The sequence below is a fragment of the Arsenicicoccus sp. oral taxon 190 genome (assembly GCF_001189535.1).
GTDB lineage: Bacteria > Actinomycetota > Actinomycetes > Actinomycetales > Dermatophilaceae > Arsenicicoccus.
Map to the genome: position 1 here is coordinate 2,818,816 of NZ_CP012070.1, position 17,095 is coordinate 2,835,910.

General features: G+C 72.2%; 12 protein-coding genes. 5 read left to right on the plus strand and 7 right to left on the minus strand.

All coding sequences use genetic code 11. The features are described 5' to 3' along the window. Nucleotides 1-73: 73 nt before the first annotated feature. A complete protein-coding gene (locus tag ADJ73_RS13140; protein ID WP_050348638.1) occupies nucleotides 74-2,164 on the plus strand; it encodes a M3 family metallopeptidase in 2,091 nt (696 codons plus the stop codon). Nucleotides 2,165-2,247: 83 nt separating this feature from the next. Here the strand turns inward: ADJ73_RS13140 and ADJ73_RS13145 are convergent, their stop codons facing one another. From ADJ73_RS13145 to ADJ73_RS13165, 5 genes are read right to left on the minus strand one after another with little or no spacing between them, the layout of a single operon-like run. Then, nucleotides 2,248-2,919, minus strand: a complete 672-nt coding sequence (locus ADJ73_RS13145; protein WP_050348639.1) for an HAD family hydrolase — start codon at nucleotides 2,917-2,919, stop codon at nucleotides 2,248-2,250. Then, nucleotides 2,912-3,904: a TIGR03557 family F420-dependent LLM class oxidoreductase gene (locus ADJ73_RS13150; protein ID WP_050348640.1), complete on the minus strand. Its 993-nt coding sequence runs from the start codon at nucleotides 3,902-3,904 to the stop codon at nucleotides 2,912-2,914. The genes ADJ73_RS13145 and ADJ73_RS13150 overlap by 8 nt, the downstream gene beginning before the upstream one ends. A 46-nt stretch (nucleotides 3,905-3,950) precedes the next feature. Then, nucleotides 3,951-5,843 carry a 1-deoxy-D-xylulose-5-phosphate synthase gene (gene dxs, locus ADJ73_RS13155; RefSeq protein ID WP_050349458.1) on the minus strand — a complete coding sequence of 631 codons (1,893 nt, stop codon included), beginning with the start codon at nucleotides 5,841-5,843 and terminating at the stop codon, nucleotides 3,951-3,953. Nucleotides 5,844-5,903: 60 nt separating this feature from the next. Beyond that, nucleotides 5,904-6,272: a hypothetical protein gene (locus tag ADJ73_RS13160; RefSeq protein WP_050348641.1), complete on the minus strand. Its 369-nt coding sequence runs from the start codon at nucleotides 6,270-6,272 to the stop codon at nucleotides 5,904-5,906. 53 nt (nucleotides 6,273-6,325) lie between these two features. Further along, entirely contained in the window at nucleotides 6,326-8,494 is a 2,169-nt protein-coding gene (locus tag ADJ73_RS13165; RefSeq protein WP_050348642.1) for a glycogen debranching N-terminal domain-containing protein, read from the minus strand. A 129-nt stretch (nucleotides 8,495-8,623) separates the two neighbouring features. Between ADJ73_RS13165 and ADJ73_RS13170 the strand changes: the two genes are divergently transcribed. The 4 genes from ADJ73_RS13170 (at nucleotide 8,624) to ADJ73_RS13185 (ending at nucleotide 12,952) form a co-directional block, all read left to right on the plus strand. After that, nucleotides 8,624-9,652: a LacI family DNA-binding transcriptional regulator gene (locus tag ADJ73_RS13170; protein ID WP_050348643.1), complete on the plus strand. Its 1,029-nt coding sequence runs from the start codon at nucleotides 8,624-8,626 to the stop codon at nucleotides 9,650-9,652. A gap of 90 nt (nucleotides 9,653-9,742) precedes the next feature. Further along, on the plus strand, nucleotides 9,743-10,993 hold the full coding sequence (locus ADJ73_RS13175) for a sugar ABC transporter substrate-binding protein (RefSeq protein WP_172669731.1): 1,251 nt from the start codon (nucleotides 9,743-9,745) through the stop codon (nucleotides 10,991-10,993). Between the two features lie 46 nt (nucleotides 10,994-11,039). Further along, nucleotides 11,040-12,107, plus strand: coding sequence for a carbohydrate ABC transporter permease (locus tag ADJ73_RS13180; RefSeq protein WP_253272579.1), 1,068 nt, complete (start codon nucleotides 11,040-11,042; stop codon nucleotides 12,105-12,107). Further along, complete coding sequence (locus tag ADJ73_RS13185; RefSeq protein ID WP_050348645.1) at nucleotides 12,104-12,952, plus strand: carbohydrate ABC transporter permease; 849 nt, start codon at nucleotides 12,104-12,106, stop codon at nucleotides 12,950-12,952. The genes ADJ73_RS13180 and ADJ73_RS13185 overlap by 4 nt, the downstream gene beginning before the upstream one ends. Before the next feature lie 32 nt (nucleotides 12,953-12,984). Here ADJ73_RS13185 and ADJ73_RS13190 read toward each other — a convergent pair whose 3' ends face one another. Together ADJ73_RS13190 and acnA are read right to left on the minus strand one after the other, a co-directional pair. Further along, nucleotides 12,985-13,983, minus strand: a complete 999-nt coding sequence (locus ADJ73_RS13190) for a zinc metalloprotease (protein ID WP_050348646.1) — start codon at nucleotides 13,981-13,983, stop codon at nucleotides 12,985-12,987. 178 nt (nucleotides 13,984-14,161) lie between these two features. Further along, entirely contained in the window at nucleotides 14,162-16,945 is a 2,784-nt protein-coding gene (gene acnA, locus ADJ73_RS13195) for an aconitate hydratase AcnA (protein WP_050348647.1), read from the minus strand. Nucleotides 16,946-17,095 lie beyond the last annotated feature (150 nt).

Below are 17,095 nucleotides of genomic sequence, written 5' to 3' on the forward strand. Positions count from 1 at the left end.
TTGTGTCCATGCCCGGGATAGGCACCGCCTATGCGACGCACGTCACCCCGGGGGCATACGGTTGACTGGCGTCATGACCCACGTGAACCGCCTGCTCAGCGAGTCCACCCTGCCGCACCACCTGCCGCCCTACGCCGACCTCACCGACGACGACTACCGCGAGGCCGTCGTCGAGGGCATGGCAGCACACCTGCGCGAGCTGGACGCCATCGCCACCGACACCTCCCCCGCCACCGTCACCACCGTGCTGGAGGCCTTCGACCGCTCCGGCCGGTTGCTGGCCCGGTCCGCCGACGCCTTCTACCCCGCCGTCGCCGCCCACGCCACGCCGCGCCGCGACGAGATCCGCGCCGAGCTGGCCCCGCTGCTCGCCGCCCACCAGGACGCCGTGCTGCTCGACCGGCGCCTCTACGACCGGTTCGTGGCGCTGCGCGACCGGGTCGACGCCGGTGAGGTCGAGCTCGACGACGAGTCCGCCTGGCTGCTGTCGGAGACCCTCAAGGACTTCGAGCGCGGCGGCATCGCGCTCGACCCCGACGGCCAGGCGCGGCTGCGCGAGATCAACGCCGAGATCGCCACGCTCACCACGGAGTTCACCGAGCTGGCGGTGGCGGGCCGCAACGCCGCCGCCGTCCTGGTGACCGACCGGGAGCAGCTCGCCGGGCTCCCCGAGGAGGACGTCGAGCGGGCCCGCGCCGCCGCACAGGAGCGTGGCAAGCAGGGGTGGCTGCTCGAGCTGGTCAACACCACCGGGCAGCCGCTGCTCGCGGAGCTGCACGACCGGTCGCTGCGACGCCGGGTCTTCGAGGCCTCCGTGGCCCGGGGGCAGGGCGGCGAGCACGACACGCGGGAGATCGTCATACGGCTGGCCCAGCTGCGGGCCGAGCGGGCCACGCTCCTCGGCCACCCGCACCCGGCCGCACAGGCCGCCGCCGAGGGGTGCGCGGGCTCCACCGAGGCGGTCATGGCGGTGCTGACCCGGGTCGGCCCCGCCGCGGTCCGCAACGCCCGCGCCGAGGCGCAGGTGCTGCAGCAGCGCCTCGAGCAGCTCGAGCCGGGCGCCACCCTCGAGCCGTGGGACTGGCAGTACCTCGCCAACCTGGTCCGCGGCGAGCGCTACTCCCTGGACGAGGGGCTGCTGCGGCCCTACCTGGAGTTCGAGCGGGTGCTGCACGAGGGCGTCTTCGCCGCCGCCACCGCCCTCTACGGCATCACCTTCCAGCACCGCCCGGACCTGGTCGGCTACACCGAGGAGGCCCGGGTCTACGAGGTGCTGGAGGAGGACGGGAGCGTCCTCGGCGCCGTCGTCCTCGACCCGTGGACCCGGTCGACCAAGCAGGGCGGCGCGTGGATGACCTCCCTGGTCGACCAGAGCCGGCTGCTCGGCACGCTGCCGGTGGTCACCAACACCTGCAACCTGCCCCGGCCGGCGCCGGGCCGGCCGACGCTGATGTCCTGGGACAACGTCATCACGCTGTTCCACGAGTTCGGCCACGACCTGCACGGGCTGATGTCCGACGTCCGCTACGTCTCGCGGTCGGGCACGAGCACCCCGCAGGACTTCGTGGAGTACCCGAGCCAGGTCAACGAGATGTGGGCCTGGGAGCCGGCCCTGCTGGCCCGGTACGCCGTGCACCACGAGACCGGCGAGCCTATGCCGGACGAGTGGGTCCGGACCCTGCTGGAGGCCCGCGAGTTCAACCAGGGCTACGAGATGACTGAGTCGTATGCCGGGATGCTGCTCGACCAGGTCTGGCACCAGACACCCGCCGCCGAGCTGCCGAACGAGCCCGGCCAGGTGGCGGACTTCGAGGCGTCGGCGCTCCAGCGGACCGGCATGGCCTTCCCGCTGGTGCCGCCGCGCTACCGCTCCACCTACTTCTCGCACATCTTCGGCGGCGGCTACGCCGCGAGCTACTACTCCTACATGTGGTCGGAGGTCTTCGACGCCGACACGGTGGCGTGGTTCGGCGAGCAGGGCGGGCTGGGGCGCGAGACCGGCGAGCGCTTCCGCCGGCAGCTGCTGGCGCGCGGCGGGTCGCGGGACGTGCGGGAGGTCTACCGGGAGTTCCGCGGCGCGGACCCCGACGTCCGGCACCTGCTGGAGCGGCACCGGCTGCTCGACGAGGGCGAGGACGTCGGCGCCGCACCGGGGGCGCGCTGAGCGCCCACCTGAGGTAGGACCCAGCACCGGGTTGCTGCGGGTCGAGGGGCCACCCGTGGGCGGCCCCTCGACCGCGGTGCCGGTCAGCCCCGCGCGGCCTGCCCGAGCAGCGAGGAGTCGAGGTGGGCCAGCAGGTCGGCCGGGTCGTCGTAGACCGCGTCCGCGCCGGCCTCCTCCAGCTGCTGCCGGCAGATGCCGCCGCAGGTGACGGCCACGATCGGCAGCCCGGCCTTGCGGGCCGCCTCGACGTCCCAGACGGTGTCGCCCACCACAACCGTGCGCTGCGGGTCGAGGCCGTGCCGCTCCACGGCGACGCTCAGGAGGTCGGGCTCGGGCTTGGCCTCGTCGACGTCGCCGCTGGTGGTGGCTCCGGCGAGCAGGCTCTCGGGGACGCCGATGGCCGGGACCATCCACTCCAGGTCGCTCTCCTGGCCGCTGGTGGCGAGGACGACCGCGAGCCCGGCGTCGTCGCAGGCCTGGAGCAGGTCGGCGGCGCGCGGGAAGGCGGTGAGGTCGCGCTTGAGGGGCTCGTACTCCTCGGAGTGCCGCTCCACGGCCTCCTCGTCCTGGCCCCCGGTCAGGTGCCGCACCAGCCCCTCGCTGGCGATCCCGATCGCGGCGTGGCACTGCTGCATGGTGATCGTGTCGTGGCCGGTGGCGCGCAGCGCCCGCCACCACGCCAGCGCGTGGAGGTAGTTGGTGTCCAGCAGGGTCCCGTCCACGTCGAAGAGGACCCCGGGTCGCAGGTCAGCCACGGGACGCCTCCCGCAGTCGCTCGAGCAGCGGGCCGGCGGCCTGCTTCAGGAAGGCCTCCTGGGTGTCGCCGCCGATCTGCACCAGCGCGACGTCGGTGAACCCGGCCTCCCAGAACGGCCGCACGCTCTCGACGATCTCGTCCAGGTCCGAGCCGCAGGCGATGTTGTCGGCCACGTCCTCGGGGCGCACGAAGGTCGTCGCCGCCGCGAACCCGGCCGTCGTCGGCAGGTCCGCGTTGACGCTGAATCCTCCGGCGAACCACCGGAACTGGTCGTGGGCGCGCGCCACGGCCGCGTCCTTGCCGCGGGGGTCCCAGCAGATGGGGATCTGCCCGATCGCGCGGGCCCCCTGCCCCACGGTGGGCTTGTCGGGCAGGTCGTCCCACGCCCGCACGAGGTCCTCGCGGGGCTCCACGGCCACGAGGTGGTCGGCGAGGGCCCCGCACCGCTCGATCACCCTGCTGCCGTGGGCGGCCAGGGCGATCTCCACGCCCTGCTCGGGCAGGTCCCAGATGCGGGCGGAGTCCACGCGGTAGTGCTCCCCGTCATACGTGACCAGCTCGCCGGTGTGCAGCGCGCGGATGATCTCCAGGGCCTCGGCCAGCATGTCCTGACGGGCCGCGACCGCCGGCCAGCCGGCGCCCACGACGTGCTCGTTGAGGTTCTCCCCGCTGCCGACCCCCAGGGTGAAGCGGCCGTCGGCGAGGAGCTGCACGGTCGCGGCCTGCTGGGCCACCACGGCCGGGTGGTAGCGCAGGATCGGGCAGGTCACGTAGGTCATCAGCTCGACCCGCTCGGTGACGTGCGCGACGGCGCCCAGGACGCTCCAGACGAAGGGGGCGTGCCCCTGCGACGTCAGCCAGGGCGAGTAGTGGTCGCTGGCGACCTCCAGGTCGAAGCCGGCCTCCTCCGCCAGCGCCGCGTGGCGGACGAGGTCCTTGGGCCCGGCCTGCTCGGTCATCAGGGTGTAGCCGAATCTGGTCATGGGGTGGCGCATACCCCGGGACCGGCGGCGGCTATCCCGCCGCGGGTCAGGACGCGTCGACGACCCGCCGCGGGCCGCGGGGCCGCAGCACCGTCTCGCTGATGGCGTCGGGCGTCAGGCCGATGTCCGCGAGCACCTGGCCGCGCGACGCGTGGTCCAGGAACTTCTTGGGGATCCCGAAGGGACGCACCCGCACGTCGACGTCCGCCAGCTGCAGCGCCGTCGTGATCGCGGACCCGATGCCCCCGGAGACCAGGTTGTCCTCGACGACGACGACCTCGCCGGCGTTGCGGCACTCGTCGAGCAGGTCCTGCGACACCGGCAGCGCCCACACCGGGTCGACGACCCGGACGCTGCGGCCCGCGGCGAGGAGGCGCTCGGCCACCCCCAGCGCGGTCGGGACCATGGAGCCGATGCCGACCACGAGCGTGTCGACCCGCTGCGAGCCCTCGCCGAGCAGGACGTCGACGGTGCCGTGCTGCTCCAGCGCCGGGATCGGCTCGGGCGGGTTGCCCTTGGCGAACCGGATGACCGACGGCCCGTCGGCGATGTCCACGGAGCGGCGCAGCGCCCGGTCGACCTGCTCGCCGTCGCGCGGGGCCGCCAGGTGCAGGCCCGGCACGACGTTGGCGAGGGTCATGTCCCACATGCCGTTGTGCGACGCGCCGTCGGAGCCGGTGACCCCCGCGCGGTCGAGCACGAAGGTCACGCCGGCCCGGTGCAGCGCACAGTCCATGAGCAGCTGGTCGAAGGCGCGGTTGAGGAAGGTCGAGTAGATCGCGACGACCGGGTGCATCCCGGCGTAGGCGAGCCCGGCGGCCATGGCCACGGCGTGCTGCTCGGCGATGCCGACGTCGAAGACCCGGTCGGGCAGCTTGAGGGCGAAGTCGCGCAGCCCCACGGGGATCAGCATCGCCGCGGTCAGGGCCACGACGTCCGCGCGCTCCTGCCCGAGGGCGACCAGGGCGTCGGAGAAGTCGTCGGTCCAGGAGCGGCCGGACACCTCCAGCGGCAGCCCGGTCTCGGGGTTGATGACCCCGACGGCGTGGAACTGGTCGTCGTCGTGCTGACGGGCGGGGCGGTAGCCCTTGCCCTTCTTGGTGAGTACGTGGACCAGCACCGGCCCGCCGTAGCCCCGCGCCTGCTTGAGGGCGGTCTCCAGGGCGTGCTCGTCGTGGCCGTCGACGGGGCCGATGTACTTCAGGCCGAGGTCCTCGAAGAGCCCCTGCGGCGCGACGATGTCCTTCAGGCCCTTCTTGATGCCGTGGAGCGTCTCGAAGGCGGGGCGGCCCACGACGGGGGCGCCGCTGATGGCTCGCTTGCCGAGGCGCAGCATCCGCTCGTAGCCCTGCGTGGTCCGCAGCGTCGCGAGGTGCTCGGCCATGCCACCGATGGTGGGGGCGTAGGACCGCTCGTTGTCGTTGATGACGATGACCAGCGGGAGGTCCTTGTGGGCCGCGATGTTGTTGAGCGCCTCCCAGGCCATCCCCCCGGTGAGCGCGCCGTCGCCGATGACCGCGACGGTGTGGCGGTCGGCCTCCCCCGACAGCCGGCGCCCCACGGCGATGCCCTCGGCCCACGACAGGGACGCCGAGGCGTGGGAGTTCTCCACCACGTCGTGCTCGGACTCGGCCCGCGACGGGTAGCCGGACAGGCCGCCCCGGGCCCGGAGCCGGCTGAAGTCGTGCCGCCCGGTCAACAGCTTGTGGACGTAGCTGATGTGGCCCGTGTCGAAGACGATCGTGTCGTGCGGGGACTCGAAGACCCGGTGCAGCGCGATGGTCAGCTCCACGACACCGAGGTTGGGTCCGAGGTGACCGCCGGTCTTGGCGACCTCGGCGACGAGGAACTCGCGGATCTCGGTGGCGAGGTCACCGAGCTGGGCGGCGGGGAGCCGACGCAGCGCGGTAGGGCTGGTGATGGTCGAGAGCAGGCCCACGATGGACACGTCTCCTTCCGAAGCGGACGCAACGCCCGAGTCTAGACCAGTCACTCCCCGTCACAGGCGCGGGACGAAGGTCGTCCCCTGCATGGCCTCGTGGACGAGGTGCACGCTGCGGGCGGTCGCGCGCAGCCGGACCCCCTCGGCCTCGAGGTCCGCCATCACCTCCCGCAGCGCCTCGGGCTCCAGCGTGTCCCCGAGGGCCACCCGCACCTGCCGGTAGGCCTGGCGCATGCCGGCCAGCTGGGCGTCGACCTGCTGCACCGCGACCCACGACAGAGCCTGCGGGTGGCGGCGCCACGAGGCGTAGCCGCGGAAGTCGGCGGGGCACTGGTCGAGCAGCCAGGGCACGGCGCGGTCGCGCCAGCCGTCGACCCCGGGCGGGGGCACGGCGGCGGGCCATCCTGGTGGGGCGTGCGCGGTCATGGGGCCAGTCTGGCGGGCGGGTCTGACAGACCCTCAGGCACGGTCGTATGCCGTCAGTCCCGGACCACCGTCACGCCGTCGGGCAGGCCGGTGACGGTGACGCCACCCGCAGCGTCGACGTCGACCGTGAAGTCCAGGTCCGCGTAGCGCAGCCCCTCGACCCGCAGCGCCCCGAAGGGCGCGTCCGGGAGTGGCCGCACCCGCACCCGGCGCCGCGGCACGTCGACCTCGAGCCCGAGGGCCGCGGTGACGAGCGCGGCGGCGGAGGCCGCCGACCAGGCCTGCGGTCGGCAGGACGCCGGGTAAGGGGCGGGGCGCCCGAGGACGGGGTCCCCGGCATACAGCTCGGGCCAGCGCAGGCCGAAGGCGACCCCGGAGGACACCAGCGCCCGGGCGACGTCGCCGGCCCGCTCGGTGCAGCCCTCCGCGACGAGACCCAGCAGGCAGATGGCCGTGTCGTGGGTCCACACCGACCCGGTGTGGTAGCCGATGGGGTTGTAGGCCGGGTTGCTGCGGGCCAGGGTCCCGATGCCGAAGGGGCCGAGCAGGTCCGGCCCGGTGAGGACGGCGGCGACCTGGGCCGCCTCCTGCGGGCGCAGCGCACCCGACCCCAGGGCGTGGCCCATGTTGGAGCCGACCCCGTCCACGGGACGGCCCTCGCCGTCGATGGCCATGGCCAGGTGCCGGCCGTGGGGACCGTGCACCCAGAAGGCGTCGCGGACCCGGCCTTCGAGGTCGTCGGCGCGCCGGCGCAGCGCCGCGGTCTCCTCGTCGGGGCCCGCTCCCTCTGCCCCGGGATCCGCCGCGCCGGTCTCGTCCGCCCCGAGCTCCGCCAGCAGGACGGCGGCCTTGCGGAGCGCCTCGACGGCATACGTCTGAGCCTCGAGCAGCGCGATCGGCGCGGGGGCGACGGTCCCGTCGGCACGCCGCATCGAGTCACCGGAGTCCTTCCACCCCTGGTTGGCGAGGCCGGACCCGGTGCTGTCGACGTAGCGCAGCAGCCCGTCCGGGCCGGCCGCGAGCTCGGAGCAGATCCAGCCGACCGCGCCGCGCAGTGCGGGCAGCAACGCCCGGACCTCGTCCTGCGGCAGGCCGTGCCGCCACGCGTCGTGCAGCAGGCAGACCCACAGCGAGGTGGCGTCGACGGTGCCGTAGTAGGTCGACGGCAGGGTCATGCCCGTGGTCGGGTCGCGGAAGGTCTCCCGCCGGACCTCGTGCAGGATCTTGCCGGGCGCCTCGGCCGTGACGGGGTCGTGGGCGGTCCCCTGCCGGCGTGCCAGGGCCCGCAGCGTGCCCCCGGCGAGCTCGGTCCCGAAGGGCAGCGCGAGGCGTGCGGCCCACAGCGAGTCGCGGCCGAAGAGCGTGAGGTACCACGGGGATCCGGCGCCCACGAAGAGGTCGCCGGGGTCGAGCGGGTCGCGCATCGCCAGCTGCCGCAGGTCCTCCAGCGCGGTCGCGACCAGGTCGTCCAGCCGCGCGTCGGCCGCCCGCACCCGGACCCGCGACCAGTCGAGCAGGTCGGCGCCCGGGTCGGCGTCGAAGGCGGAGCTGCCGAGCCGGCTGGCCGCGACGGTGAGGACCACCGACCGGGACCGCCCCGGCCGCACCTCGAGGTCGATGGTCAGCCGCGAGGGCCGGGTCTCGTCCCCGGGCTGCACGGACGTGGGCGCCGGCTCGCACACCAGCCGGGTCACGTGCCGGTCGTCGGACCAGGCGAGGGCCACCGGGGCGTCGCCCGCGACCGGGGCCATGGCCGGCAGCAGCGGCAGGGAGGCCGTCCCCGCCTTGACCTCCGCGAGCGGGGCACCGTCACCGCCGACCTCGACGACCAGGCGGGTGCGGACCACCTCGTCGGCGCGAGAGGTCACCTTGATGGTCTCGACCATGCCGGTCGGCCGCACCCGGCGCAGCCGGTGCACCTCGACGGTGGGGTCCGGGCCGGGCGTCCCGAGGTGCCGCACCGAGCCGAGGACCTGGGTCCGGTCTCCCACGCTCGCCGAGACCACGAGGTCAGGGCACCGGTCGTCGGCCGTGACGAGCAGCCGGGACACGACCCGCCGGTCGTCGACGTAGAGCCCGGTGCCGGGGTCCCCCATGGTCCCGTCCCGGGAGGACAGGGCGGTCACGTTGCCGTGCACGGCGAGCTCCAGCTGGTGCAACCAGGGCTGGCGGGGGGCGTCCGGCGCGGTGCTGCGGCCTGTCGGGCGACGGTGCTCGGACACGGCATGACCTCTCGGCAGTCCCGACGTTGGGAGGTGTTGACACGGCCATCACCCGGGGTGATGATGCATCTGATCGTTCAAAGCGGGATGATACCCCGACGAACGGCAGTCCTGCTCGAGGAGTCGACGATGACCATCCGGATCGGTAGCAGGCGCGCGACCATCAACGACGTCGCACGCGCCGCCAACGTGTCGCGCCAGACCGTGAGCAACGTCGTCAACCGCCCCGACCGCGTGGCGCCGCAGACCCTGCGGCGCGTGCAGGCCGAGATCGAGCGGCTGGCCTACCGGCCCAGCTCGGCCGCCAAGTCGCTGCGCGAGCAGCGGGCCGGGGCGATCGGCCTCGAGCTCGACGCCCGCGGCGGCGCCGCCAGCGCCGAGATCGCCTACCCCTTCCTGGCCCAGCTGTCGGTGGCCGCCCGTGACCACCGCTGCCACGTCGTCACCTTCGGCAGCGACGCCCCGGCCCTGACCACCCACGGCTACGAGGCCATGGTGCGGGCCCACCTCGTGGACGCCTTCGTGCTCCACAACACCCACCGTGGCGACCCGCGCCCGCAGTGGCTGGCCGACCACGACATCCCCTTCGCGACCTTCGGCCGCGTCTGGGACGACCCGGGCTTCACCGCCTGGGGCGACGTCGACGGCCGCCTCGGGACCGCTGACGCCGTCGACCACCTCGTCGAGCAGGGCTACGAGCGGGTCGGCTTCGTCGGCTGGCCGGAGGGCTCGGAGGTCGGCGACGACCGGCTCCGCGGCTGGCGCGACCGGGCCGCCGAGCGCGGCGTGCTCGCCGAGGACCTGCTGGCCCGCACCGAGCAGGACATCGCCGGGGCCCAGGAGGCGGGCCGGTCGCTGGCCGCCCGGCTGCGGCCCCGCGACGCCCTGGTGTGCGTCTCCGACGTCGTCGGCGTCGGCGTCCAGGGCGCGGTCATCGAGGCGGGGCTGACCCCCGGCCGCGACGTCGGGATCACCGGCTTCGACGGGACCGCGACGGCCCAGATGTTCGACCTCACCACGGTCGTTCAACCCCTCGCCGAGATCGTCGAGCACCTGCTGACCCAGATCGACGTGCTGCTCGCCGGCGGACCCGTGCCCGAGCACGGCGCCCTGCTCGCCCCCACCCTGCGACCCGCCGCCAGCACGCGGCGCCGCTGACCGGCCGGTCGGCGGCGGTCCGCCATGCGGCCTCACCCTTGACCTCACCCTTGATATGAACGATCAAACGACCACTCCCAGGAGCCAATGATGACTCGCCTCGCCCGCACCTCCACCCTCGTCGCCGCCGGGGCCGGTGCGGCACTCGCCCTGAGCGCCTGCGGCGGAGGGGGCTTCGACTCCAGCACGAGCAGCGGCTCGCAGGCCCCGCAGTCCGGGCCGGTCACGCTCAAGATGCTGGTCGGCACCAGCAACGACGTCGAGCTCGGCGCCGTGAAGAAGGCCACCGAGTCCTGGGCCGCCAAGTCCGGCAACAAGGTCGAGGTCACCTCGACGGCCAAGCTGCCGGAGGAGCTCGCCAAGGGCTTCGCAGGCGGCTCCCCCTCCGACATCTTCTACCTGGAGCCGGCCCAGGTCGGCACCTTCACCAAGGCGGGCAACCTCTACGCCTACGGCGACCAGCTCACGGGGATCGACTACATCCCGGCGCTGAAGGACACCTTCACCATCGACGGCAAGCTGCAGTGCGCGCCCAAGGACTTCTCCACCCTGGCGCTGGTGATCAACCAGGACCTGTGGACCAAGGCGGGGCTCACCGACGCCGACGTCCCCAAGGACTGGGCGGGCCTGGAGAAGGCTGCCACCCGGCTCACCGCCGGCAACGTCACCGGCCTGGTCATCAACCCGGAGTACCAGCGCGTCGGCACCTTCATGGCCCAGGCCGGCGGGAGCCTGCTCTCCGACGACGCCAAGACCGCGACGGCCGACAGCCCGGAGAACCTCGCCGGCCTCACCGAGGCCCAGAAGCTCCTGAAGAACGGCTCCATGAAGCTCGCGAAGCAGGTGGACGCCGGCTGGGGCGGCGAGGCGCTGATCAAGGGCCGGGCCGCGATGACCATCGAGGGCAACTGGATCCGCGGCGCCCTGTCCAAGGACGCCCCGACGATGAAGGTCAAGGTCGTCGAGCTGCCCGCCGGCCCCAAGGGCAAGGGGACCCTGATGTTCACCAACTGCTGGGGCATTGCGGCACGCTCCACGCACCAGGCCGCCGCCGTCGACCTCGTGAAGTTCCTCGCCCAGGACACCCAGCAGCTCGAGGCCGCCAAGGCCTTCGGCGTCATGCCGTCCACCACCTCGGCGATGCAGAAGTACACCGCCTCCACGCCGGACGACGCCGGTTTCGTCGCCGGCGCGCAGCACGGCAAGGGCATGCCCACGACGCCCGGCGTCGACGGGGCCCTCGGGGACTTCAACGCCAAGGTGGAGTCACTGGCCACGGGTGACCCCAAGGCGATGCTGGCCACGCTGCAGAGCAACCTCCAGGCCGCCCTCAAGGGCTGATACCCGTCCGCACCAGCACGTCAGCACCTCACCCCAGGAGGTCCCGGTGGTCCCGCTGGTCCCACGACGTCCCCGCCGCCCCGGCGCCCGCTCGGGACCCGGCATCCAGGCCGGGCACACCACGGCCGGGTGGCTCTTCACCCTGCCCATGATCCTGGTGCTCGGCACCTTCCTGATCGTCCCGATCCTGATGGCGCTCTACGTGTCCTTCACGCGCTGGGGCGGCAACGGCGACCCCTTCGTCCGGGCCAACGCGCCGCTCGTCGGGCTCGACAACTACACGACCCTGCTGAGCGGGCAGGGGCTCAGCGGCCGGGACTTCATGACCTCGATCGGCAACACCTTCTGGTACGTCCTGCTCGTCGTCCCGCTGCAGACCGTGACGGCGCTCGGGCTGGCGCTCGTGGTCAACGCCAAGGGGCTGCGGGGGCGGGGCTTCTTCCGAACCGCCTTCTACTTCCCCTCGGTGACCAGCTCCATCGCGATCACCACGGTGTTCCTCTTCCTCTTCTCGGGGTCGGGGGCGGTCAACGCCTTCCTCGGGCTCTTCGGGGTCCACGGGCCGACGTGGATGTCCGAGCCCGCCGGGGTGCTCCACCTCGCCCTGGAGGGCCTCGGCGTCCAGGAGCCGGGGTGGGGCCGCACCGAGGTGCTGGGGCGGGCGGCGTGGGACTGGCTGTCGGGACCGTCCGTGGCCATGCTCGTGCTGATCCTGCTCGCGGTGTGGACCACGACCGGCACCTTCATGCTGATGTTCCTCGCGGCGCTGCAGGACCTGCCGGAGGACGTGGACGAGGCGGCCGCGCTCGACGGCTGCTCCCCCTGGCAGAAGCTCTGGTGGGTGACCATCCCGCAGCTGCGCTCGGCGATCTTCCTCGTGGTCACGCTGGGGCTGATCGGCACCTGGCAGGTCTTCGACCAGGTCTACGCGACGGGTGGCGGGTCCCCCGGCAAGACGCTGCTCACGCCCGCCTACCTGTCCTACGACCAGTCCTTCAAGCAGGGGAAGTTCGGGTCCGGCGCGGCGATGGCCTTCGTCGTCTTCCTCATCATCGTGGTGCTCACCTGGGCACAGCGCCGGGTCATGACCGAGCGCGAGGAGGTCGGCCGATGACCTCACGCTCCCGGGGCCGGCGGTGGCTGGCGTATGCCGTGCTGGTGCTCGCCGCCGTCGTGTACCTGTACCCCTTCGTCATCCAGGTGGCGACGTCCGTCAAGAGCGACCCGGACGCCTCGGCCCACCCGTTGTCGCTGCTCCCCCAACCGTTCTCCACCGCCGCGTGGTCGGCGATCTTCGGCAGCGACGCGGCGAGCCTGCCGGTGCTGCGGTGGCTCGGCAACTCGGTGCTGGTGACGGTGTGCATCACGGCCGGCCGGGTCTTCTTCGACTCGCTGGCGGGCTACGCCTTGTCCCGGCTGCACTTCCGCGGCCGGGGCGCGGTCTTCGCGGTGGTCCTCGCCGTCATGTCGGTGCCCGGCGTGGCCCTGCTGATCCCGAAGTTCCTGATGGTCAAGTACCTCGGCATCTACGACACCTACGCGGCCATGATCCTGCCGCTGCTGGTGGACGCCGCCGGGGTCTTCATCATGAAGCAGTTCTTCGACACCGTCCCGGTGACCATCGAGGAGGCGGCCCGCCTGGACGGCGCCTCGGTCTTCCGGACCTTCTGGTCGGTGATCCTGCCGATGGCCCGGCCGGCGCTGATCACGCTGACGATCCTGTCCTTCCAGGGCTCGTGGAACGAGTTCAGCCACTTCCTGGTGACCACCGGCAGCCCGGAGCACAAGACCCTGGTGACCGGGCTCGCCGACCTCACGGCAGGCGGTCTCGGCTCGGGCACGCAGTACCCCCTGAAGATGGCGACGGCGCTGATCACCACGATCCCGGTGGGCGTGCTCTTCTTCGTCTTCCAGCGCCACCTGGTCCGGGGCGCCAACGAGGGGGCCGTCAAGGGCTGAGTGCCCGTGACGGCCCCCTCGGGGCGTGCCGATCAGGACTTGGCCGGGGCCCGGAAGTACTGCCAGCTGTCGCTCATCCGCTTGGCCTGTCCCGGGGTGAAGGTGTCCATGCAGGAGTCCTGCGTGTAGTCCATGAAGTTGTGGATCGGGTCGAGGCCGGGGGCGTCGCAGCTGTCCGCGCCCTCGGGGCAGTTGAACTGCGGGTGCGCCTCGGCCGGGGTGTCGGCCACGAAGTCGTTGGACCAGGTGCAGCCGCCCTGGAAGGTGTGGTAAAGCCCGAGCCAGTGCCCGGCCTCGTGGACCAGCGTGTCGCCGAGGGCGTACTTCCCCGCCGTGCCACCGGGCATCGACTCGTCGAGCATGACGATGCCGTCGAGGTAGTCGCGGCCCGGGTTGCCGTCCTTCGGGAAGTAGGCCCAGCCGAGCAGCCCGTCGCCGATGTTGCCGGTGTAGACATTGAGGGTGCGCGAGTCACCCTGGTGCAGAGCGGACTTCATGGCCTTCTCCACCTTGCCGGGGACCACGGTGTAGTAGTCGGCGTTGACCGTGTAGTCGATGGAGGCGAGCCGCCAGCGGAAGGGCGTGTCGACCCTGGCGCCGGTCTGTCCGCCGTACGACGCGTTCATCACGTCCATCTGCGCCGCGATCATCGTCTCGTAGCGCGCCCGCTCCGCTGCCGTCAGGACGTGGTCGGAGGTGACGTGGAAGATCACCGGGACGGTGACGCTGCCGGGCGCGAGCATCGGGAAGCTCTTCAGCACGCCGTAGGCCTGGGCGTTGCTGCCCCGGGTGACGTCGGGCTCCTGCGCCAGGGAGTCGGGGCGGGTGCGCGCGCCCGAGGCGAGCGTCCCCGGCAGCAGCGTCGAGCAGTCGCGGACGGCCGACGACGGCTGGGCGACGTGGGTCGCGGCGGAGGACGAGCCGGTCGCCGTGGCCGGGGCGGCGGACAGAGCGGCCGGTCCCGCGGTGAGGGTGGCGGCGGCCGCGACGGCGAGGGCGCCCGCGAGGGTGAGCCTGCGAGAGGGGGACATGGGGGGCCTTTCGGTCGGGGGTGTCCAGACCGTATGGCGCTCCCCACCGTCTCGTCATCACCCGATTGGGCGACGCTGACGGCGGAGTCCCAGGGGCACGGCATACGACCATGGGCCGGTCCGCGATCGGCGGACCGGCCCATGACCGGTGAGGCGGGACTGCTCGCGCAGCGACCCGTCAGTGCTTGGCGAGGGACCGCAGAACGTACTGCAGGATGCCGTCGTTGCGGTAGTAGTCGGCCTCGCCGGGGGTGTCGATGCGGACGACCGCGTCGAAGTCCACGGCGTCGCCGCCCTCCTTGGTGGCGGTGACGTGCACCGTCTTGGGGGTGGTGCCGTCGTTGAGCGCCGTGACCCCGGTGATGTCGAAGGTCTCGGTGCCGTCCAGGCCGAGGGAGTCGGCCGACTCCCCCGCCGGGAACTGCAGCGGCAGCACGCCCATGCCGATCAGGTTGGAGCGGTGGATGCGCTCGTAGGACTCGGCGATGACGGCCTTGACGCCCAGCAGGCGCGTGCCCTTGGCCGCCCAGTCGCGCGACGAGCCCGAGCCGTACTCCTTGCCGCCGAGGATCACCAGCGGGACGCCGGCCTCCTGGTAGGCCTCGGACGCCTCGTAGATCGTGGTCTGCTCGCCGCCGTCGAGGAAGTTGCGGGTGTAGCCGCCCTCGACGCCGTCCAGCAGGAGGTTCTTGAGGCGGATGTTGGCGAAGGTGCCGCGGACCATGACCTCGTGGTTGCCGCGCCGCGAGCCGTAGGAGTTGAAGTCCTTGCGCTCCACACCGTGCTCGGCGAGGTAGGTGCCCGCGGGGCTGTCGGCCTTGATGGAGCCGGCCGGGCTGATGTGGTCGGTCGTGACCGAGTCGCCCAGCTTGGCGAGGACCCGCGCGCCCGAGATGTCCTCGACAGGGGTCAGCTCCATGCTCATGCCCTCGAAGTAGGGGGGCTTGCGGACGTAGGTCGACCCGCCGTCCCACTCGAAGGTGCTGCCCTCGGGGGTGTCCAGGCCCTGCCACCGCTCGTCGCCGGCGAAGACGTCCTTGTAGTCCTCGACGAAGATGTCGCGGCTGATGGCCTCGCCGATGACCTTCTCCACGTCCTCCGGAGCGGGCCAGATGTCCTTGAGGTAGACGTCCTTGCCGTCGGAGTCCTGCCCGAGCGGCTCCGACTCGAAGTCGAAGTCCATCGTGCCGGCCAGGGCGTAGGCGATGACCAGCGGCGGGGACGCCAGGTAGTTCATCTTGACGTCGGGGCTGATGCGACCCTCGAAGTTGCGGTTGCCGGACAGCACCGCGGTGACGGACAGGTCGTGGTCGTTGATGGCCGCGCTGATCTCGTCGTCCAGCGGGCCGGAGTTGCCGATGCAGGTGGCGCAGCCGTAGCCCACGAGGTGGTAGCCGAGGGCCTCCAGGTGCGGCCACATGCCGGCCTTCTCGTAGTAGCCGGTCACGACCTGCGAGCCCGGAGCCATCGAGGTCTTGACCCACGGCTTGGCCTGGAGGCCGCGCTCGTGGGCGTTCTTGGCCAGCATGGCGGCGGCCATCATCACCGACGGGTTGGAGGTGTTGGTGCAGGACGTGATCGAGGCGATGGCCACGTGACCGTGGTCGAGCTCGAAGGTGCCCTTGTCCGTGGTGACGGAGACCTTCTCCGACGGCCGGGAGGAGCCGTTGCCCTCGGTGGCGGGGGCGTCGCCGCCGGCCTCGGTGTCGCTGTCCGGGGCGGGGGCGTCGGAGGCCGGGAAGGAGCCACCGATCCCGCTGCTGCCCTGCTGGCCCTTGACGTAGGTCGGCAGCACCTCGCGGAAGGCCTGCTTGGCGTCGGTGAGAACGATGCGGTCCTGGGGGCGCTTGGGGCCGGCGATCGAGGGGACCACCTCGCCGAGGTCGAGCTCGACGAGCTCGCTGTAGCGGGCCTCCTTGGCGGGGTCGAGCCACATGCCCTGCAGCTTGGCGTAGGCCTCGACCAGCGCGACCTGCTCGTCGTCGCGGCCGGTGAGCCGCAGGTAGTCCAGGGTGACCTGGTCGATCGGGAAGATCGCGCAGGTGGAGCCGAACTCCGGGCTCATGTTGCCGATGGTGGCGCGGTTGGCCAGCGGCAGCGCGCCGACGCCCTCGCCGTAGAACTCGACGAACTTGCCGACGACGCCGTGCTTGCGCAGCATCTCGGTGATGGTGAGGACCACGTCGGTGGCGGTCACGCCGGGCTTCATCGAGCCGGTCAGCTTGAAGCCGACGACCCGCGGGATGAGCATCGAGACCGGCTGGCCGAGCATGGCGGCCTCGGCCTCGATGCCGCCAACGCCCCAGCCGAGCACACCGAGGCCGTTGACCATCGTCGTGTGGGAGTCGGTGCCGACGCAGGTGTCGGGGTAGGCCTGGCCGTTGCGGGACATCGTGACCCGGGCGAGCCGCTCGATGTTGACCTGGTGCACGATGCCGGTGCCCGGCGGGACGACCTTGAAGTCGTCGAACGCGGTCTGGCCCCACCGCAGGAACTGGTAGCGCTCCTTGTTGCGCTGGTACTCGAAGTCCTGGTTGAGCTGGAAGGCGCGCGGGTTGCCCGCGACGTCGATCTGGACCGAGTGGTCGATGACGAGCTCGGCGGGGGCGAGGGGGTTGATCTGGGAGGCGTCGCCGCCCAGCTCCTCGACGGCCTCGCGCATGGTGGCGAGGTCCACGACGCACGGCACGCCGGTGAAGTCCTGCATGATCACGCGCGCCGGAGTGAACTGGATCTCGGTGTCGGGCTCGGCGTCCGCGTCCCAGCCGCCGAGGGCCCGGATGTGGTCGGCCGTGATGTTGGCGCCGTCCTCGGTGCGCAGGAGGTTCTCCAGCAGGACCTTGAGGGAGTAGGGAAGCGTCTCGCTGCCCTCCACCGCGTCCAGCCGGAACACCTCGTAGGAGGTGTCCCCGACCTGCAGGGTGTCCTTGGCTCCGAAGGTGTTCACGCTCTCTTGGCTCACGCCTGTTCCTTCCACGAAGCGGTTGTATCTCGACGTCAAGACAACCCTCTCACGAGGGCTCTCTTGACGTCAAGACACCTGTTGGTGGGAACCACGTCGACGTGCCGTCAGCGACCACGTCGTCGTGGGTGGTGCTCCTGCCGATTGTCC